Below are 17,669 nucleotides of genomic sequence, written 5' to 3'. Positions count from 1 at the left end.
GGCGTTCAGCCCTGACGCATGGTCCGGTAGGCGTTCGCCGCGCGCCTGATGTGCGTGTTGGCGATCGCTCCGGCCCAGATCTCGTCGCGCATGGCGAATGCGCTGACGAGGTCGCGATGGTCGCGCTGGCTCTGCTCCATGTCGGCGCGGGTATATTGCTCCGCCGTGCGGTGGACGACGATCTGGCTGACCACGAACCGCAACAGTTGCCCCAGCCGTTCGGACTGCGCCGCGGCGAGAATCACTGCGTGGAACCGGCGGTTGCCCTCGACAAAGCCGGACACGTCCGGTCCGTCCGACTGCGAGATCGCGCGGTCGATGAAATCGCAATGCGCGCGAAGTTCGTCGATCTGCTCATCGGTGATGAAACGCGCCGCACGGGTCGCGCAGTGGCTTTCGAGCATGGCCCGCAGCGCGAACAGCTCCTCCTCGTCGTCGTCCGACCAGACCGGCACGAAGACGCGGTTGGTGTCCGAGCGCTGGAGCAGCATTTCCGAAACCAGTTCCGCGATGGCTTCGCGAACGGGGGTGCGCGAAAGGCCGCAGAATTGCGCGAATTCGTCCTCGGGCACGAACTGCCCGGCGGGGAAATGCCCCGACAGGATGCCGGCGCGAATCTTGCGATAGGCTTCCTGCGAGGCCTTGGACACATGAACTCCTGAGCTTGCCGGGGGGCGGTCGATCCGCCCGCCCGGCTTGCCGCCTTGTCAGAACGAAGCGCCGACTTCCACCCCGATCAGGCGGCGCGCGCCCGGCGAGATGAACGACCCGCCAAACTCGATCGCGGGAATCGCCTCGGCGATGTACTTGCGATCGAGCAGGTTATCGGCAAACACCGCGATCCGGTAGCGGTCGGTGTTGATCCCGGCACGCAGGTTCAGCACGCCGAAGGCATCGCGCCGGGCCACGTCATACCGCGCATTGCCGAACGAGGGCGGCAGGAAGTTGAGTTCGGAGATCGGCAGCAGACCCGAGAACAGCGTCGGCCGTTCCTGGTCCTGGACCGAATGGAACCACGTTGGCCCGGTGATGCGATAGTCGGCGCGCAGCAGCAGCTTCACGCTGTCGTTGATCGGCGCGTTGATTTCCGTGCCAAGGTTGATCGTCCAGTCAGCGGTATAGGGGGACTTGTTGCCCACCGTGTAGGGACGCGAGCGGTTCTTCTTGATCTCGCTGTCGGTGACGTTGAACGATCCGAAGACCTTCCACCCGTCCACGACCTTGCCGGTCAGGTTCAGCTCGGCGCCCTTGATGTCCACGCGGTCGATGTTCGAGACTACACGCAGGAGGCCGAAGCTGCCGACGAAGAACTCGAAGAACTGCATGTCCGTGACGCGGGTGTAATAGGCTGCAAGGTCGTAGGTCACCCGTCCGTCAAGCAGTTCGCCCTTGATGCCGGCCTCGAACGCGCTCGACTTCTCCTTGCGATACTGGTCGTCGATCGTCACCCCGGCGTTGATGAACTGATTGAAGTTCTGGTCCACCACCGCGGCAGAGCCCTGGTTGTTGAAGCCGCCCGATTTGAAGCCGATGCCCCAGTTGGCGTAAATGTTGAGCGCGGGGCTTGGGTGGAAGCTCAGCGTGACCTTGGGCTGGAGCTGCTTGAACGTCGCGTTCTGCGGCTTGAACGCCCCGAACGCGAGACCCGGGTTGATCGGGCCCCCGGTGAAGGGATCCGTCACGTCCGGAACCAGCGAGTTGGCCACGCGGTCCTCGATGTCATAGCGCAGCGCAATGCCGCCGGTGAAGACTTCGGACGGCTTCCACTCGGCTGCACCGAAGGCGGCGTAGACGTTGGTGCGGAACTTGTCGGCCAGCAGCAGCGATGTCGGGTTCGCGGTGTCCGGAGCGTTGTAGAGCTGCTTGATGACGCCCTGTCCCGTATCGGCACCGAGGCTGACGCCGGTCTTGCGGTCGATGTGCAGGTAATAGGCGCCAAGCTGCCAGGTGAGTGGCCCGTCCGTGTCCGACAGCAGGCGAACTTCGGTGCTGAAGTCCTTCTGGTTGCGAAGCTGGTACTGGATGCCGTCGCAAGTCGTCGGGCTGTATGGGCCGAAGGTCGAGCCCGTCGACGGCGCGAAGAGGAACGGAACCGGGATCTGTCCGATGAAGCCGGGTTGGTTGACCGGGAAGCCGGTCAGCGCCGCCGTGCTGGCGAAGCAGCTCGCGACCGAACTGTCCACCGCCGAATCTGCATTCGAGATGTAGCGCGCGAAATCCGCCGAGGTGCCATCGGCGACAAGGTCCTGCTTGACGTCGGAATAGAGCGCCCAGGCAACCAGCTTCATGCCGTTGCCGAATTCGTGATCGATCTTGGCCGAGACGTCGAAGCTCTTCTGGTCGTTGGTCGCGCGGATGTTGTTGTAGAAGTTGAACTCGTGCTTGTTCACGTCCTCGTAGAACGCGGGGTTCACCGTGCCGAACAGCGGCAGATGGAACGATGCGTTGAACGGCAGGGAAGCGCCGTGGAACTCTGCATAGCGCGCCTTGAGGTCGAGCTGGGTCGATGTGCCCTGGCCGACCATCACGCGCCCGTCGATCGCCCAGTTCTCCTTGTCGTCGACGGTCTTGGAATTGTTGAGCAAGGTGTTGCGCCACCAGCCGTCGGTGGTGAAATAGTATCCCGAAAGCACGAAGCCGATGTTGTCGCCCAGCGGCCCCGCGATATGCGCCGTCGCCTCGTAGGTCGCCTCGTTGGCGTAGGAGGCGCGCAGTCCGCCCGACAGCGTGTCCGTGGGCTTCAGCGTCTGCAGCACGATGGCGCCGGCCGCCGCGTTGCGGCCATAGAGCGCGCCCTGCGGCCCCTTCAGCACTTCGACCTGGGTCAGCGTCCCCTGGGGCTGGTTGAGCTGTGCGGTATTGGTCTTGAGAATCCCGTCGACCACCAAGGCCACCGAGCTTTCCGCATCGCGCGCGCCGTTGATGCCGCGGATGTTGATCTGCGTGTCACCAGCTTCGGCCGTGCCGGTCACGATGGTGACGCCGGGGGTGAGCTGGGTGAAATCCTCTGCCTTGGTGGCGCCCGTGTTCTGCAGTGCCGTCGCGGTCAGCACGGAGACAGAGGCCGGAACGTCCTGAAGCCGTTCGTTCTGGCGACGGGCGGTGACGATGATCGTTTCGCCCCCGTCTGCGGACGCGGCGCTGTCCTGCGGAACCTCCTGGGCGAGAGCCGGCGTGGCGGCCAGCAGAAGGCCAAGGGCCGATGAGTTCAATAGAAGACGGCTGGCACGCATTCTCAAACCTCCCTGAATGGTTCGATTACGTTCGGTGGATCGTGTCCATTTTGGTGCGGCGCGCGCCGCTTCCCTCAGTCTTGACGCGCGCTCTTGTGGAAGGCAGCTTATTGTATACAAACCGGAGCGGTCAAGGCGCTTGCAAACATGCACCTACGGGCAGGTTTCGGGCGCAATCCGAAAGACCGCAAAGTGATTTTGCATACGAACCAGGACAAGCGCCGATGATTCCAGCCCTGCAACCGCATTGCGAAGGAACGACGGCATGAGCCGGCGGATCAGCTTCGTCGAGGTCGGCCCGCGCGACGGGCTGCAAAACGAGAAGACGCTGGTCTCCACGGCGGACAAGCTGGAACTTGTCCGTCTCGGCCTTGATGCAGGTGCGCGCCGGATCGAGGTGGCCAGCTTCGTCAACCCCAAGCGCGTGCCGCAGATGGCGGACGCGGAGGCCGTCTGTGCGGGACTGCCGTCGGTGGACAGCGTCAGCTACATCGGCCTTGTCCTGAACGGGAAAGGGGCGGAACGCGCCATAGCCACCGGTCGCCTCCACGAACTCGGCGCGGTCTGCGTCTCGACCGACGGCTTCGCCATCGCGAACCAGGGACAGACCAGCGACGAATCGCTCGATGTGGCGAAGGCCATCGTCGGCATGGCCCGCGATGCCGGGCTGAAGGGCCAGGCCACCATCGGCGCCGCATTCGGCTGCCCGTTCGAGGGCGAGGTCAGCGAGGACCGGGTCGTCGCGATGGCGGCCTCCCTTGCCGAGGCGGACCCGATCGAGGTCGCGCTGGCCGACACCATCGGCGTCGCCGATCCCGCGCACGTATCGCGCCTGGTCCGCCGCGTGATCGAGGCCATCGCTCCGCTGCCGGTGCGCGTGCACTTCCACAACACCCGCGGCACCGGGATCGCCAATGTCTGGGCGGCGGTCGAAGCGGGGGCCAGCGTTGTCGACGCAGCGCTCGGCGGCCTCGGCGGCTGCCCATTCGCCCCCGGCGCCGCCGGCAACGTGTCGAGCGAGGATGTCGTCTACATGCTGCATCGCGCGGGGGTGGAAACCGGCATGGACCTTTCGAAGCTGATCGCGGCCAATCACTGGCTCGCCGGCGTGATGAATCGCAAACTTCCCGGAATGGTGGCCCAGGCGCCGGCCTTTCCCAAGATCGTTCAGGAGAACTGACAAGATGGGCTATCGCCTTGGCGTGGACGTGGGTGGCACGTTTACCGACCTCCTGCTGTTCGACACCGCATCGAGCGCGTTCTGGCGGCACAAGACGCCGTCGACCCCGCACGACAGTTCCGAAGGCATCCTCAACGGCGTGACCGCGATCTGCGAGAAGGCAGGCATCGCCCCCGGCGACGTCGACTTCTTCCTCCACGGCACGACGGTTGCCACCAATGCGGTCCTCGAAGGCAAGGGCGCCCGCGTTGGCCTGGTGACGACCGAGGGTTATCGCCACGTCATGCAGATCGCCCGCAGCTTCGTGCCGGGCGGCCTCGCCGGCTGGATCGTCTGGCCCAAGCCCCAGCCGCTAGCCGCGCTCGAGGACACCGTGACGATTGCGGGGCGAATCAGCTCCGAGGGCGACGAAATCCGCCCGATCGACGATACCGACATCCGCACCCAGCTTTCGGCGCTGAAGGCCAATGGCGTCGAGGCGATCACCGTGAGCCTGATCAACGCCTATGCCAACGGCATGCACGAGAAGCGCGTAGGCGAACTGGCCGCCGAGATCCTGCCCGGCGTTCCGGTCTCGCTTTCCCACGAAGTGCTGCCCGAAATGCAGGAATACGAGCGCACGCTGACAACCGTCGCGAATGCGGCGGTGCGCCCCGTCGTGGGCAAGTACGTCTCCAACCTGCGCTCGCGCCTTGCCGAGGCAGGGATGAACGGCAAGCTCTCGCTGCTGCGTTCGGACGGCGGATTGATGAGCGCGCAGAAGGCCGAGGAGCATCCGGTCAACATCCTCATGTCCGGCCCTGCCGGCGGAGTTACCGGTGCGATCTGGGTTGGCCGCAATGCCGGGATCCGCAACATCCTCACGCTGGACGTCGGCGGTACCTCGACCGACGTCGCCCTGATCGAGAACCTCGAGGCCCGCCGCCAGCGCACCACCGAGGTCGGCCATCTTTCGGTCCGCGCCTCGGCGCTCGACGTGAAGACGGTGGGCGCGGGCGGCGGTTCGATTGCTTACGTTCCTGAGCTGACAAGAGCCCTTCGGGTCGGGCCGCAGAGCGCAGGAGCGGTGCCGGGGCCGGTCGCCTATGGAAAAGGCGGCACCCTGCCCACGGTGACCGACGCGAATGTCGTGCTCGGCTACCTTCCCGAGAACCTCTTGGGCGGCACCTTCAATCTCGACCGCGAAGGCGCGAAGAAGGCGGTTCAGACCATCGCGGACGCCCTGGGCATCGATCTCATGGCCGCCGCTCGCGGAATCATCGACATCGTCAACGAGAACATGTTCGGCGCGCTGCGAATGATCTCGGTCCAGCAGGGCTACGATCCGCGCGATTTTGCGCTGATGGGCTTCGGCGGAGCTGGGCCCTTGCACGTCAATGCCGTTGCCCGCCTGATGGGTTCCTGGCCCGCCATCTCGCCCGTCTCCCCGGGCGTGCTTTGTGCGCTAGGCGATGCCACGACCCGCATGCGCACGGAGACCGCACGCTCGTTCAGCCGCCTCGCCAGCCAGACCGAAGCGGCCGACCTTATCGCCATCCTTGACGAGATGGCCGCGCAGACCCGCGCCGAACTCCTGGCAGATGGCGTGCCGGAAGACGAGATCAGCACCGCGTTCGAAGTCGACGTGCGCTATGCCGGCCAGGCCTTCGAAGTGCCGCTGACGATCACGGCGGACGTGCTGAATGCCGATGGCATCTCAGGAATCCTCGAACGCTTCGATGCGGAACACAAGCGCCTGTTCACCTTCAACATGGACACCCCGCACGAGATCGTGAACCTGCGCGCCGTCGCCATGGGACGCGCGCTCGACCTGCCCGCCGCCGAACTGGAGAAGGGCGACGGCAACCCGATCGGCGCAAAGATGCGCGACCATACCTTGTGGATGGACGGTCGCGAACAGGCCGCGGTGATCTACGACCGATCCAGGCTCCGCGCGGGAGACGTCATCCCCGGCCCCGCGATCGTCTGCGAGATGGACTCGACAACGCTGATCGAGAGCGGCTGCACCGGCACCGTCGACCATGTCGGCAACATCCTGATCAATCTGGCCTGAGGGAGCGCGAAACATGCCTGCAACCATCGTCCAGACCAACGAAAAGCCCTTCGAACGCGTCGCCATCGATCCGGTGACGCTCGACATCATCGAAAACGCGCTGCGCAATGCCCGCATCGAGATGGATGCGACGCTGGTGCGCACCGCGATGTCACCCGGCATCCGCGAACAGGGCGACGCCTTCCCGCTGATCGCCGACCACACCGGAAAGATGATCGTCGGCCAGTTCGGCTCGTTCATCGGCGGCTTCCTCGAAAACTACGAGGGGACGCTGGAGGACGGCGACATGATCTTCCTGTCCGATCCCTATTCGGTCGGCGGCGCGATCAGCCATTCCAACGACTGGCTCGTCCTCCTGCCCGTCTTCAAGGATGGGCGCCTGATCGCCTATACCTCGATGTTCGGGCACCAGAGCGACATCGGCGGCAAGGTCGTCGGTTCGATGCCGATCAACGCCAGGTCGATCTTCGAGGAAGGCGTGCGCATCCCCCCGGTCAAGATCTGGAAGAAGGGCGAATACAACGCCGACCTGATCCGCCTGGTCATGCACCAGACCCGCAAGCCCGACTGGTGCGCGGCCGATCTCAACGCGCTGATCGCCGCCTGCCGCGTCGCCGCGCGCCGTGTGATCGAGATGGCCGAACGCTTTGGCGACGATGTCTATGTCTCCGCCACGCAAGAGCTTCTGGCGCGCAACCATCGCGCAATGAAGGCGCTGGTCGGCATGGCCGTCGCAGAGGAACCGGTCAGCTTCGAGGACTACATCTGTGACGACGGAATGGGCTTTGGACCCTACCGCATCAAGTGCACGATGTGGCGCGAGGGCGAGAAGGTGATCCTCGATTTCGCGGGGACCGACCCGCAATCGGTCGCCTCGATCAACTTCTTCCTCAACGAGAACATGTTCAAGATGTTCTTCGGCATCTACATGATCATGGTCTTCGACCCGCAGATCCTGTTCAATGACGGGTTCTACGATCTGATCGACGTACGGATTCCCGAAGGTTCGCTGCTCAAGCCCAGGTTCCCGGCCGCACTTTCGGGCCGCACGCACGCACTGGGCCGCATCTTCGACATTCTCGGCGGTCTGCTCGGCCAGAAGACGCCGGAATTCCTCAATGCCGCTGGCTTCTCTTCAAGCCCCCACCTGTTCTACGCCGGCAACGACGAGCGCCCGGGCAAGAACGGCGAATGGTTCCAGCTCTTCCAGATCGGCTTCGGCGGGATTCCGGGGCGTCCGATGGGCGACGGGCCAGACGGCCACTCGCTCTGGCCGGGCTTCACGAACGTGCCCAATGAGTTCCTCGAACGCTACTTCCCGATGGTGATCGAACGCTATGAATGCGAACCGGATTCAGGCGGGGCGGGGCTTCATCGCGGCGGCAACGGCATACGCATGACCTACCGCTTCCTCTCCAAGGGGACGATCGCGATCCACGACGACCGCTGGTTCGTGCCGCCCTGGGGCGTCAACGGAGGCGAGCCGGGCGCCCGCGCGCGCAAGATTCTCGAAAAGCCCGATGGCACCCAGACCATCGTCGGCAACAAGGTCGAAGATCTCGAGGTGGAAGCGGGCGACATTCTCCACTTCATCACATGGGGCGGTGGTGGCTGGGGCGATCCCCTTGCCCGGGATCCCGCGCTGGTCGGCAAGGAAATCGTCCAAGGCCTGGTCACGCCGCAGGGTGCGCGCGCCTATGGCGTGGTTGCGGACGGCTCCGGCAAGGTCGACGAGGCCGCGACCGCAGCCCTTCGCGCTGAGCTTTGCGCCTCGCGCGGCGAGCTGCCCCTGTTCAACTACGGACCCGGCATCGAGACCCTGCGCGCGAATTGCGAGGCCGAAACCGGCCTGCCCGCCCCGGTCCAACCCGAATGGCCGCTGCTGGAGGCGGCGGAATGACCATGACGACAACCAATCCCGGACCGCTGCGCGACATCCGCGTGGTCGAACTCGGCCAGCTCCTCGCCGGCCCCTTCTGCGGCCAGCTTCTGGGCGACATGGGCGCAGATGTGATCAAGGTCGAACCACCCGTGACCGGCGATCCGATGCGCGAATGGGGCCAGGGCGCCGACAAGGTCCAGTGGGAAGTGATCGCGCGCAACAAGCGCTCGGTCAGCGCCAACCTGCGCATTCCCGAGGGGCAGGCGCTGGTGAAGAAGCTTATCGCCCATGCCGACGTGGTGATCGAGAACTTCAAGCCAGGCACGATGGAGAAGTGGGGCCTTGGCCCTGACGTTCTCCTTGCCGAAAAGCCAGGGCTGATCATCGCGCGCATGTCTGGCTACGGCCAGACCGGCCCCTATTCCGACCGCGCCGGTTTCGGCGGCATCGGCGAGGCGATGGGCGGATGGCGCTACATCGTTGGCGAGCCCGACCGGCCGCCCAGCCGCATGGGCATATCCATCGGCGATACGCTGACCGCCACTTATGGCTGCATGGGCGTTCTCGCAGCGCTGCACGAGCGGAGCCGCAGCGGCCGGGGGCAGGTGATCGATGCCGCGCTCTACGAATCGGTGCTCCAGGTCATGGAGGGGCTAGTGCCCGAGTACGACCGCTCCGGCCTGATCCGCGAACGCTCGGGTTCGGTGCTCAAGGGTATCGCGCCGTCCAACGTCTACTCGTGCAAGGACGGCGAGTTCATGATCGGGGCCAACAAGGATTCGCTCTGGAAACGCCTCGCGACCGCAATGGGACGGCCCGAGCTTGGCGACGATCCGCGTTATGCCACGCACCTCGCGCGAGGCGAGAACCAGGACGAGCTTGACGCCCTCATCAACGACTGGACGCGCACGCTGACCATCGATGAGGTCGACGCGCTGATGATCGAATATTCGATACCCGCGGGCAGGGTGTATCGCGCGCCCGACATGCTCGCAGACCCGCACTTCAAGGCGCGCGAGGCGATCATCGAAGTCGAGACCGAACGCTTCGGGCCGCTCAAGATGCAGTCGAGCTTCCCTCGCCTTTCCGCCACGCCCGGCAGCGTCCGCCGCCCTGCGCCGTCGCGGGTTGGCCAGCACAATGCCGAAGTCTATGGCGAACTGCTGGGTCTTGGCGAAAGCGACCTGGCCCACCTCGCGGAGCAGGGCGTGATCTGATGACGCAGCACGAGGACGATCTGGCCGCGAACTATGCCGGCGCCTTCGACGGGCGCCTGCCGTTCGGCCAGTGTCCCGCGCTTGTCGTGGTCGATCTGGTCGAAGCATATCTCCAGCCCGGATCGCCCCTCTACGCGGGAATCGAAGCGGCGCTTGAGAGCGCAGTCCGGCTGACGGATGCAGCGCGCAACGCAGGCATTCCGGTGATCTTCACCAATGTCGAATACCAGCCGGGCGGCACGGATGGCGGCGTGTTCTACCGCAAGGTGCCTGCACTTCGGGTCTTCGAGAAGGGCTCGCCGCTCGGCGCGTTCCCGGCCGTGTTGTCGCCTCGCGAAGACGAGATCGTCATCACCAAGCGCTATGCCTCGGCGTTTTTTGCAACGCATCTGGCCTCAACGCTCACGTCGCTTGGCGTGGATACAGTGCTGATATGCGGCACGTCGACGTCGGGTTGCATCAGGGCAACCGCGCTCGACGCCTGCCAGCACGGCTTCCTGCCTTTCGTCGTGCGCGATGCCTGCGGTGACCGCCACCAGGCCCCGCACGAGGCCAACCTGTTCGATCTCCAGGCCAAGTACGCCGAAGTGATCGGCGAGGCGGAGGCCCTGGCCTTCCTCAGACGCTAGCGGCTTCCTCGCGCTCGATCTCGCGCCAGCCGATGTCTCGGCGGCAGAAGCCTTCCGGAAAGCTGATCGCATCGACCGCCGCATAGGCGGCATCGCGCGCGGACTTTACAGTCGGTCCCTTGGCCGTGACATTCAGGACGCGCCCGCCATTGGCCGAAAGGACGCCATCGCCCGAAAGAACGGTGCCAGCATGGAAGACTTTCGCGCCGCCGGCCTCTGCTGCCGGGATATGATCGATCCGGCCGCCCTTCTTCGGCGTGCCGGGATAGCCCTGCGCGGCCATGACCACGGTCATCGCCACTTCGTTGGAGAAGCGCGGCGGCTGTATGCTCGACAGCTTGTTGTCGGCGCAGGCCAGCAGCAGTTCGACCAGATCGCTCTCGAGGCGCATCATCAGCACCTGGCATTCGGGATCGCCGAAGCGCGCGTTGTATTCGATCAGCTTGGGGCCCTGTTCCGTGAGCATGAGGCCAGCATAGAGCACGCCTGAATAAGGCATGCCCTCGTCCGCCATGGCCTTTACGGTCGGAGCAATGATCTGCGAAAGCGCCTGCGCCTCGAGTTCCGGGGTCAGCACGCGCGCCGGGCTGTAGGCGCCCATGCCGCCGGTGTTGGGTCCGGTATCGCCATCGCCCACGCGCTTGTGATCCTGAGCGGAAGCAAAAGGCACGATCGTGGCGCCGTCGGTCAGGGCGAAGAAGCTAGCCTCCTCACCGGTAAGGAACTCCTCGACCACCACTTCCGCGCCGGCCGAACCGAATGCGCCATCGAACATGTCGTCGACCGCTGCCTCGGCTTCTTCCATGGTCATTGCCACGACAACGCCCTTGCCCGCGGCCAGCCCGTCGGCCTTGATCACGACCGGAGCGCCGAACTCGGCCAGCGCGGCCCGCGCTTCTTCAAGCGACTTCGCGCGGACATATCCTGCCGTCGGGATATCCGCCCGCGCGCACAGGTCCTTGGTAAAGCCCTTCGATCCTTCGAGCTGCGCGGCCGCACGGCTTGGCCCGAACACCGAAAAACCCGCCGCGCGCAGCGAATCCGTCAGGCCATCGACCAGCGGCGCTTCCGGGCCGACGACGACCAGCCCGATGCGGTTGGTCTCGCAGAAGGTGACGACGCTCGCATGATCGGTCAGGTCAAGCGCGACCAGATCGGCGTGCTGGGCGATGCCCGGGTTGCCCGGGGCGGCATAGAGCTTGCCCGTGAGGGGCGATTGGGCCAATTTCCATGCCAGGGCATGTTCACGCCCACCCGATCCCAGCAGCAGGATATTCATGGCTTTCCCTTCCGCGCCCTATGACGACGACGATAACAACGGCTCGGGCGGGCTCCTAGCGAGGGAATCGGCTGGCGACAACGCTCCCGCCCTCTCGATCTCCGAGATTTCCGCCCTGTTGAAGCGCACGGTGGAGGATCGCTTCGGCTTTGTGCGCGTGCGCGGCGAGCTGTCCGGCGTGAAGCGCGCCGCCTCGGGCCACCTCTACCTCTGTCTCAAGGACGAGAACGCGCGGCTCGATGGCGTGATGTGGCGCGGCAATGCCCAGCGCCTCAACTTCCGGCCCGAGGACGGCGTGGAAGTGATCGCGACCGGAAAGCTCACCACATATCCGGGACGGTCCAACTACCAGATCGTGATCGACCGGATGGAGATTGCGGGCGAAGGCGCGCTGCTTGCACTGCTCGCCAAGCTCAAGGCACGGCTTGAGGGCGAGGGACTGTTCGATCCGGCGCGCAAGAAGGCCCTGCCCTTCCTGCCGCGCACCATCGGGGTGGTCACATCTCCGACCGGCGCCGTGATCCGGGACATTCTCCACCGCCTGTCGGACCGTTTTCCCTGCCGCGTGATCGTCTGGCCGGTGCTGGTCCAGGGTCAGGGCGCGGCGGCGCAGGTGGCAAACGCGGTGCGCGGGTTCTCCGCCATGGAGCCCGGCGGCCCGATCCCGAGGCCCGATCTCGTCATCGTCGCGCGCGGCGGTGGCTCCATCGAGGACCTGTGGTCGTTCAACGAGGAAGAGGTCGTCCGCGCCGTGGCGGATTGCACGATTCCGATCATCAGCGCCGTCGGCCACGAGACCGACACCACGTTGTGCGATTTCGCCGCCGACCTTCGCGCCCCCACCCCCACCGCCGCCGCGGAGCTGGCGGTGCCCGTGCAGGCCGAACTTGCCGCCTTCGTCGCCGATCTCAATGCTCGCCAGCGCCGCGCTCTCGGCCGTCAACTCGGCCAGGCAAGGGAGCGCCTCGAAGCGCGCAGCCAGCGCCTGCCCCAGCCCCACGCGCTCCTGCAAGGCCAGGCCCAGCGCGTCGATGATCTCGGCGACCGCCTTCGCCTCGCGCTTCTCCACCGCACCGAAATCGCCGCCTCGCAACTCGCGCGCCACGCCGGCGCCCTGCGCCCTGCCCTGCTTTCCGCGCGGGTCGATCGCGAGCGCGAACGCCTTGCCGCGCGCCGACTGAGACCGGAAGCCCTGCTTCAGCGCATCGACCATGCGCGAGGCAAGGTCGATGCGCTGGACCGCCTGCGCCGCTCGCTCAACCCGGAGGCGCCTCTCGAACGCGGCTACGTGCTGGTCACCGACAGTGATGGACACCTGGTCAAGGATCGCGCGACCGCCGCGACCCGCGCCGCGCTCACGCTCAAGTTCGCCGACGGCACGCTCGACGTCAGCACCGGTGCGCCGCCCCCCGCAGGCTCCCGCTCCGCCAGCAAGCCGCGCCAGGCCGCACGGCCCGAAGGACAGCAGGAATTGTTCTGAACGACCGCAATCGCTACATTGCATCCATGTTGATGTCCCAATCCGGCCGCCTCGCACGGCTTCACTACCTTTCCGGCGGGTTCCGCCAGCTTTCGGCGGGCGACCATGTCGTGTGCGCCGTTTCGGGGCAAACGATCCCGCTCGACATGCTGCGCTACTGGTGCGCCGAGCGTCAGGAAGCCTATGCCACCGCCGAAATCTCTGTCCGACGCCATCTCGAGGGCAAGTAGCAGCGCGGTGACGAGCCCGTGATCCGCCGCCGCGACTTTCTTTCCAGTGGCATCGCTGCGACCACGGTGCTGTTGCTGGGCAACACGCCCTTGCCGCCGATCATTATAGACGAAGGCGGTCAACCGACGCAGGGCGGCTGGCTGCGTGGCCGCACAAGCGGGGTCACCGGCCTCGCGCTCGACGGCAAGGGCGTTGCGATGGGGGCCGACGGTGCTTTCCTCATCGCTTTCGATCGAGACGCCCCTCCGCTCGCACGCCTCGTTGCCACGGTTGCCGGCGGCCAGGCCGTCGCGCGCGACATCGTCGTCGCGACCCGCGCATGGCAGATCGAACACGTCAATGTCGCAAAACGGCCCGGCGCCGTTCCGGACGAGGAATTCCTGCGCATTCGCAAGGGTGAACTTGCCCGCATCGCGGCGGCGCGCGCCCGCCGGACCGGCGCCGAGGGCTGGCGACAGGATTTCGTGCGTCCGGCCCCCGGCCGTTTCTCGGGCCGCTTCGGTGCGCAGCGCATCTACCGCGGGGAGCCCGGATCGTACCACTCCGGCCTGGACATAGCCGGCGGCGCAGGCACGGCCTTCATCGCGCCGGCCGATGGCGTGGTGACGCTAGCCGCCGCCGACAGCCCGTTCTCGCTCGAAGGGCACTTGCTGATGCTCGACCACGGAAACGGCCTCAACAGCGCCTTCCTGCATTGCTCGGCCCTGTCCGTCGTCGAGGGAGAGACGGTCCGGCAGGGACAAGTGATCGGCCGCATCGGTAGCAGCGGACGTGCGACCGGGCCTCATCTTCACTGGTCGATAAGGTGGGAAGAGAGCCGGCTCGACCCCCTGCTCTTTCTCCCACAATTGGTATCAGCCGCAACCCTTTGAACGTTCCATCGGACCCGTTGTTTCAACAGAAACCGTCGCCGTTGAAATTAATGGCAAGTGAATGCCGCGCATGTGTAATTTCCATGCATCACCCGCAAGTGACCGGAATTGCTGCCTCTCGTACCTGTCCGAAAGGCGGTGTGGCAGTTTTGATACACGTGTTTCGGATTCATTTCGCAACTGACAATCGTGTTTTGAAGGGCCCGCGCATTTCAGCCAAACAGGCGCATCTTTTCCCGTTCGTCCGGGGGCCGAAGATGCGTCGCCACCCGCTTCGCAACGATGGTGTGGACGTTCGGGGGAGTGCCTGTGTCAGCCTCAGGGGGCACGGGCGGACAGGACAAAAGGGACTGGACACGTGAAAATCAAAACATTCTCTGCGCTCCGTGCGAGCGCCGCGCCGCTGGCGCTGGTCGTCGCGGGCTTTACCGCATCGACCGCCTTCGTCGCGCCCGCAATGGCGCAGGACTACACCCGCGGTAACCTCGTGGGCGAGGTGCTCGACGGCAACGGCGCTCCCGTTTCCGGCGCGCAGGTGACGATCCGTTCGAACGAACAGGGCTTCACCAACACCACCACCACCGATTCCAGCGGCCAGTTCCGCGTCACCGCTCTCCCGACCGGCACCTACTCGGTGACCGTCACGGTCGACGGCGCGGTCGTTGTCCAGGACAACTCGGCCAGCGTCGTTGCCGGCTCGAACAACTCGTACCGTTATTCGACGGGCGAAGCTGCTGCCGGCGGCGCGATCGTCGTCACCGGTTCGCGCATCAAGACCAACGACTTCGCTCAGAACACCTCGGGCCTCACCCTGAACGTGCAGGAAGTTGCCGAGAGCGTTCCGATCGCGCGTTCGCAGTCGGCCCTCATCCTGCTTGCACCCGGCACCAACGCCGGTGACACCGGCTTCGGCGACTGCCCCGACTGCGTGAGCTTCGGCGGCGCGTCGATCGCCGAGAACAGCTACTACGTGAACGGCCTCAACACGACGAACTTCCGTACCTTCGTCGGCAACAACGTCGTTCCGTTCGAGTTCTATCGCACGTTCGACGTCAAGACCGGCGGCTGGTCGGCCGAATACGGTCGTGCACTGGGCGGCGTGACCTCGGCGGTCACCAAGTCGGGTTCGAACAACTTCGAATACGGTGCGGTCGTCGCCTACACGCCCGACTTCCTGAGCGAAGATTCGCCCAACACCTACCTTGACGATACCGGCTCGCTCAAGTCTCTCAACAGCCGCGACTACCGCGAGCGCCTCGAGGCAAACTTCTACCTCTCGGGCCCGATCATCAAGGATCGCCTGTTCTTCTACGGTCTGGTCACGCCGCGCTACAGCGTGTCGGAAGACACCTCCCCGTCGTCGGGCTATCGCGTCCGCGCCAAGTCGAACACCCCGTTCTACGGCGGCAAGCTCGACTTCATTCCGTTCGACGGTCACCGCATCGAAGGCACCTTCTGGTCCGACGAACGCACGATCAACTACGACTACTACAACGTCGACGCGCTCGGTAACGAGAAGACCGGCATCATCACTGGGATCAATCGCGAAGGTCGTGAAATCAACAAGATCGGCGGCAAGAACTGGATCGTCCAGTACACTGGCCAGTTCACCGACTTCTTCACGCTTTCGGGTGCCTACGGCGAGAACCGCTACAAGCGCTATGACGTGATCAGTGGTGGCGACAGCGCCGTTCCGACCATCCAGACGCAGCTTGCCTACGACGGCAACGGCGAACCTGTCACCTCGCTCAAGACCATCGCCGGCGTGCCCGTTTCGCCGACGGACGGCCAGGACCTGCGCAAGGTGATGCGCATCGACGCGGACCTCTATGTGAACCTGCTCGGTTCGCATCACTTCCGCTTCGGCTTCGATCGTGAAGACCTGTCGGTTACCGAAGACACCTTCTACACCGGTGACCGCACCTATCGCTTCACGGCGAACTACATCCGCACCCGTACCTACCTGAACGAAGGCTCGTTCAAGACCAAGCAGACGGCCTTCTACATCCAGGATAGCTGGGACCTCCTGAACGACCGCCTCAACCTGCAGCTGGGCGTGCGCAACGACCAGTTCCAGAACTACGGCATCACGGGCGGCAAGTACCTCGACCTCAAGAACCAGTGGGCTCCGCGTCTTGGCGCGTCGTTCGACGTGTTCGGCGACAAGCTGACCAAGATCCAGGCGTTCTGGGGCCGCTACTATCTGCCGGTCGCCACCAACACCAACATCCGCCTGGCCGGCGCCGAAACCTACTACGAGCAGCGCTTCGGCTACGCTCCGGGTGTCGTCGGTTCGAACTATGACACGAACGGCGTTCCGATCGGCCAGCAGTTCGACAGCTCGGGCGCTCCGATCCTCGGCTCGCTCACCGGCGCAAACTCGCTGAACTGCCCCGACTTCGGTCCGGGTGCCGGCCAGAAGTGCCGCACCGTGTTCTCTGACGGCCTTCCCGGCCCGACGGACACCCTGGTCTCCTCGACGCTCAAGCCGATGTACCAGGACGAACTGATCTTCGGCATCACGCACCGTATGGAAGACTGGACCTTCGGTCTTCGTTACATCAACCGTCGTCTCAAGCAGACGCTGGAAGACATCGCGATTGACGAAGCGGTCAACCGTTACTGCGAACAGCAGAACCTCGATTGCGCAACCTCGTCGGGCAGCCCGATCTGGTCGGGCTTCCACCAGTACGTTCTGGCCAATCCTGGTGAAGCCGTCACCGTGCGCCTCGATGGCGATCCGACGAAGCCGGGCACGACTGACGTCGTCACCCTGTCACCGGAGCTGCTTGGCTATCCGAAGGCCGTCCGCAAGTACGACTCGATCGAGTTCACCGCGTCCAAGGCCTTCAACGGCACCTGGGGCTTCGACTTCAGCTACACCTGGCAGAAGCTTCGCGGTAACTACGAAGGTTCGGTCAAGTCGGACAACAACCAGGACGACGCCGGCCTTACGCAGGACTTCGACGTTCCGGGGCTGACCACTGGATCGTACGGTACGCTTGCCAACAATCGCGAGCATACCTTCAAGCTGTTCGGTTCGTGGCAGCCGGTTGACTGGCTCCGCATCGGTGCAAACCTGACCGTCCAGTCGCCGCGCAGCTTCAGCTGCATCGGCGTCGCCATCCCGGACTACATCAAGCTGCTCCAGGCTGGCGAAAGTGCGGTTCTGAACGGCGGTGCGGCTTCGCAGTACGGCGCCGCGTCGTTCTACTGCCGCAACCCGAAGGGCAACCAGAACGGTACGACGGTCACGAACGACATCACCGGCGAAACCAGCGTGCTGGTCAACCGTGGTACGGCGTTCAAGAGCGACTGGTCGAAGAACCTCGACCTCGGCTTCCAGTTCAAGCTGGGCGAGGCTCTGGGCAATTCGAACTTCCGCATCGACGTGTTCAACGTCTTCAACTGGAAGTCGAAGACCGACTTCGTCGAATTCGGCGAAACGGACTCGGGTGCCACCCGCGCGGACTATCGTCTGCCGACCGGCTACCAGGCTCCGCGCCAGGTGCGCTTCACCTGGACGATGCGCTTCGGTGCAAACAACGGCGCCGACTGATAGCGGCCCGTGCTCCGGATCCGTCCGGACAAGGATCAGGGGGTGTCCTTCGGG

12 protein-coding genes are annotated in these 17,669 nt (G+C 64.9%); 9 read left to right on the top strand and 3 right to left on the bottom strand.

The features are described from left to right. Positions 1-5: 5 nt before the first annotated feature. Positions 6-650 carry a GntR family transcriptional regulator gene (locus SARO_RS00890; protein ID WP_011443842.1) on the bottom strand — a complete coding sequence of 215 codons (645 nt, stop codon included), beginning with the start codon at positions 648-650 and terminating at the stop codon, positions 6-8. Positions 651-707: 57 nt separating this feature from the next. Further along, positions 708-3,233: a TonB-dependent receptor gene (locus tag SARO_RS00885; RefSeq protein WP_011443841.1), complete on the bottom strand. Its 2,526-nt coding sequence runs from the start codon at positions 3,231-3,233 to the stop codon at positions 708-710. 265 nt (positions 3,234-3,498) lie between these two features. Between SARO_RS00885 and SARO_RS00880 the strand changes: the two genes are divergently transcribed. From SARO_RS00880 to SARO_RS00860, 5 genes are read left to right on the top strand one after another with little or no spacing between them, the layout of a single operon-like run. Next, positions 3,499-4,413 carry a hydroxymethylglutaryl-CoA lyase gene (locus SARO_RS00880; protein WP_011443840.1) on the top strand — a complete coding sequence of 305 codons (915 nt, stop codon included), beginning with the start codon at positions 3,499-3,501 and terminating at the stop codon, positions 4,411-4,413. 4 nt (positions 4,414-4,417) lie between these two features. Next, on the top strand, positions 4,418-6,466 hold the full coding sequence (locus SARO_RS00875) for a hydantoinase/oxoprolinase family protein (protein WP_011443839.1): 2,049 nt from the start codon (positions 4,418-4,420) through the stop codon (positions 6,464-6,466). A 13-nt stretch (positions 6,467-6,479) separates the two neighbouring features. Further along, positions 6,480-8,366, top strand: a complete 1,887-nt coding sequence (locus SARO_RS00870) for a hydantoinase B/oxoprolinase family protein (RefSeq protein WP_011443838.1) — start codon at positions 6,480-6,482, stop codon at positions 8,364-8,366. A 2-nt stretch (positions 8,367-8,368) separates the two neighbouring features. Then, entirely contained in the window at positions 8,369-9,565 is a 1,197-nt protein-coding gene (locus tag SARO_RS00865; RefSeq protein ID WP_041549880.1) for a CaiB/BaiF CoA transferase family protein, read from the top strand. Further along, a complete protein-coding gene (locus SARO_RS00860; RefSeq protein ID WP_011443836.1) occupies positions 9,565-10,194 on the top strand; it encodes an N-carbamoylsarcosine amidohydrolase in 630 nt (209 codons plus the stop codon). The genes SARO_RS00865 and SARO_RS00860 overlap by 1 nt, the downstream gene beginning before the upstream one ends. Here the strand turns inward: SARO_RS00860 and purD are convergent. Beyond that, entirely contained in the window at positions 10,184-11,473 is a 1,290-nt protein-coding gene (gene purD, locus SARO_RS00855; protein ID WP_011443835.1) for a phosphoribosylamine--glycine ligase, read from the bottom strand. The genes SARO_RS00860 and purD overlap by 11 nt on opposite strands. Between purD and xseA the strand changes: the two genes are divergently transcribed. The 4 genes from xseA to SARO_RS00835 all read left to right on the top strand — a co-directional run bounded on the left by xseA (position 11,472) and on the right by SARO_RS00835 (position 17,615). After that, positions 11,472-12,953, top strand: a complete 1,482-nt coding sequence (xseA, locus tag SARO_RS00850; RefSeq protein ID WP_041549878.1) for an exodeoxyribonuclease VII large subunit — start codon at positions 11,472-11,474, stop codon at positions 12,951-12,953. The two genes, purD and xseA, sit on opposite strands and share 2 nt — an antisense overlap. Before the next feature lie 26 nt (positions 12,954-12,979). Continuing rightward, positions 12,980-13,183, top strand: coding sequence for a DUF2093 domain-containing protein (locus tag SARO_RS00845; protein ID WP_011443833.1), 204 nt, complete (start codon positions 12,980-12,982; stop codon positions 13,181-13,183). 18 nt (positions 13,184-13,201) lie between these two features. After that, positions 13,202-14,056, top strand: coding sequence for a M23 family metallopeptidase (locus SARO_RS00840; protein ID WP_011443832.1), 855 nt, complete (start codon positions 13,202-13,204; stop codon positions 14,054-14,056). Positions 14,057-14,414: 358 nt separating this feature from the next. Next, a complete protein-coding gene (locus SARO_RS00835; protein WP_011443831.1) occupies positions 14,415-17,615 on the top strand; it encodes a TonB-dependent receptor in 3,201 nt (1,066 codons plus the stop codon). Positions 17,616-17,669: the final 54 nt, after the last annotated feature.

This window comes from Novosphingobium aromaticivorans DSM 12444 (assembly GCF_000013325.1).
GTDB lineage: Bacteria > Pseudomonadota > Alphaproteobacteria > Sphingomonadales > Sphingomonadaceae > Novosphingobium > Novosphingobium aromaticivorans.
The sequence above is the reverse complement of the archived record's forward strand: the minus strand, read 5'-3'. Positions and strand labels throughout refer to the sequence as shown.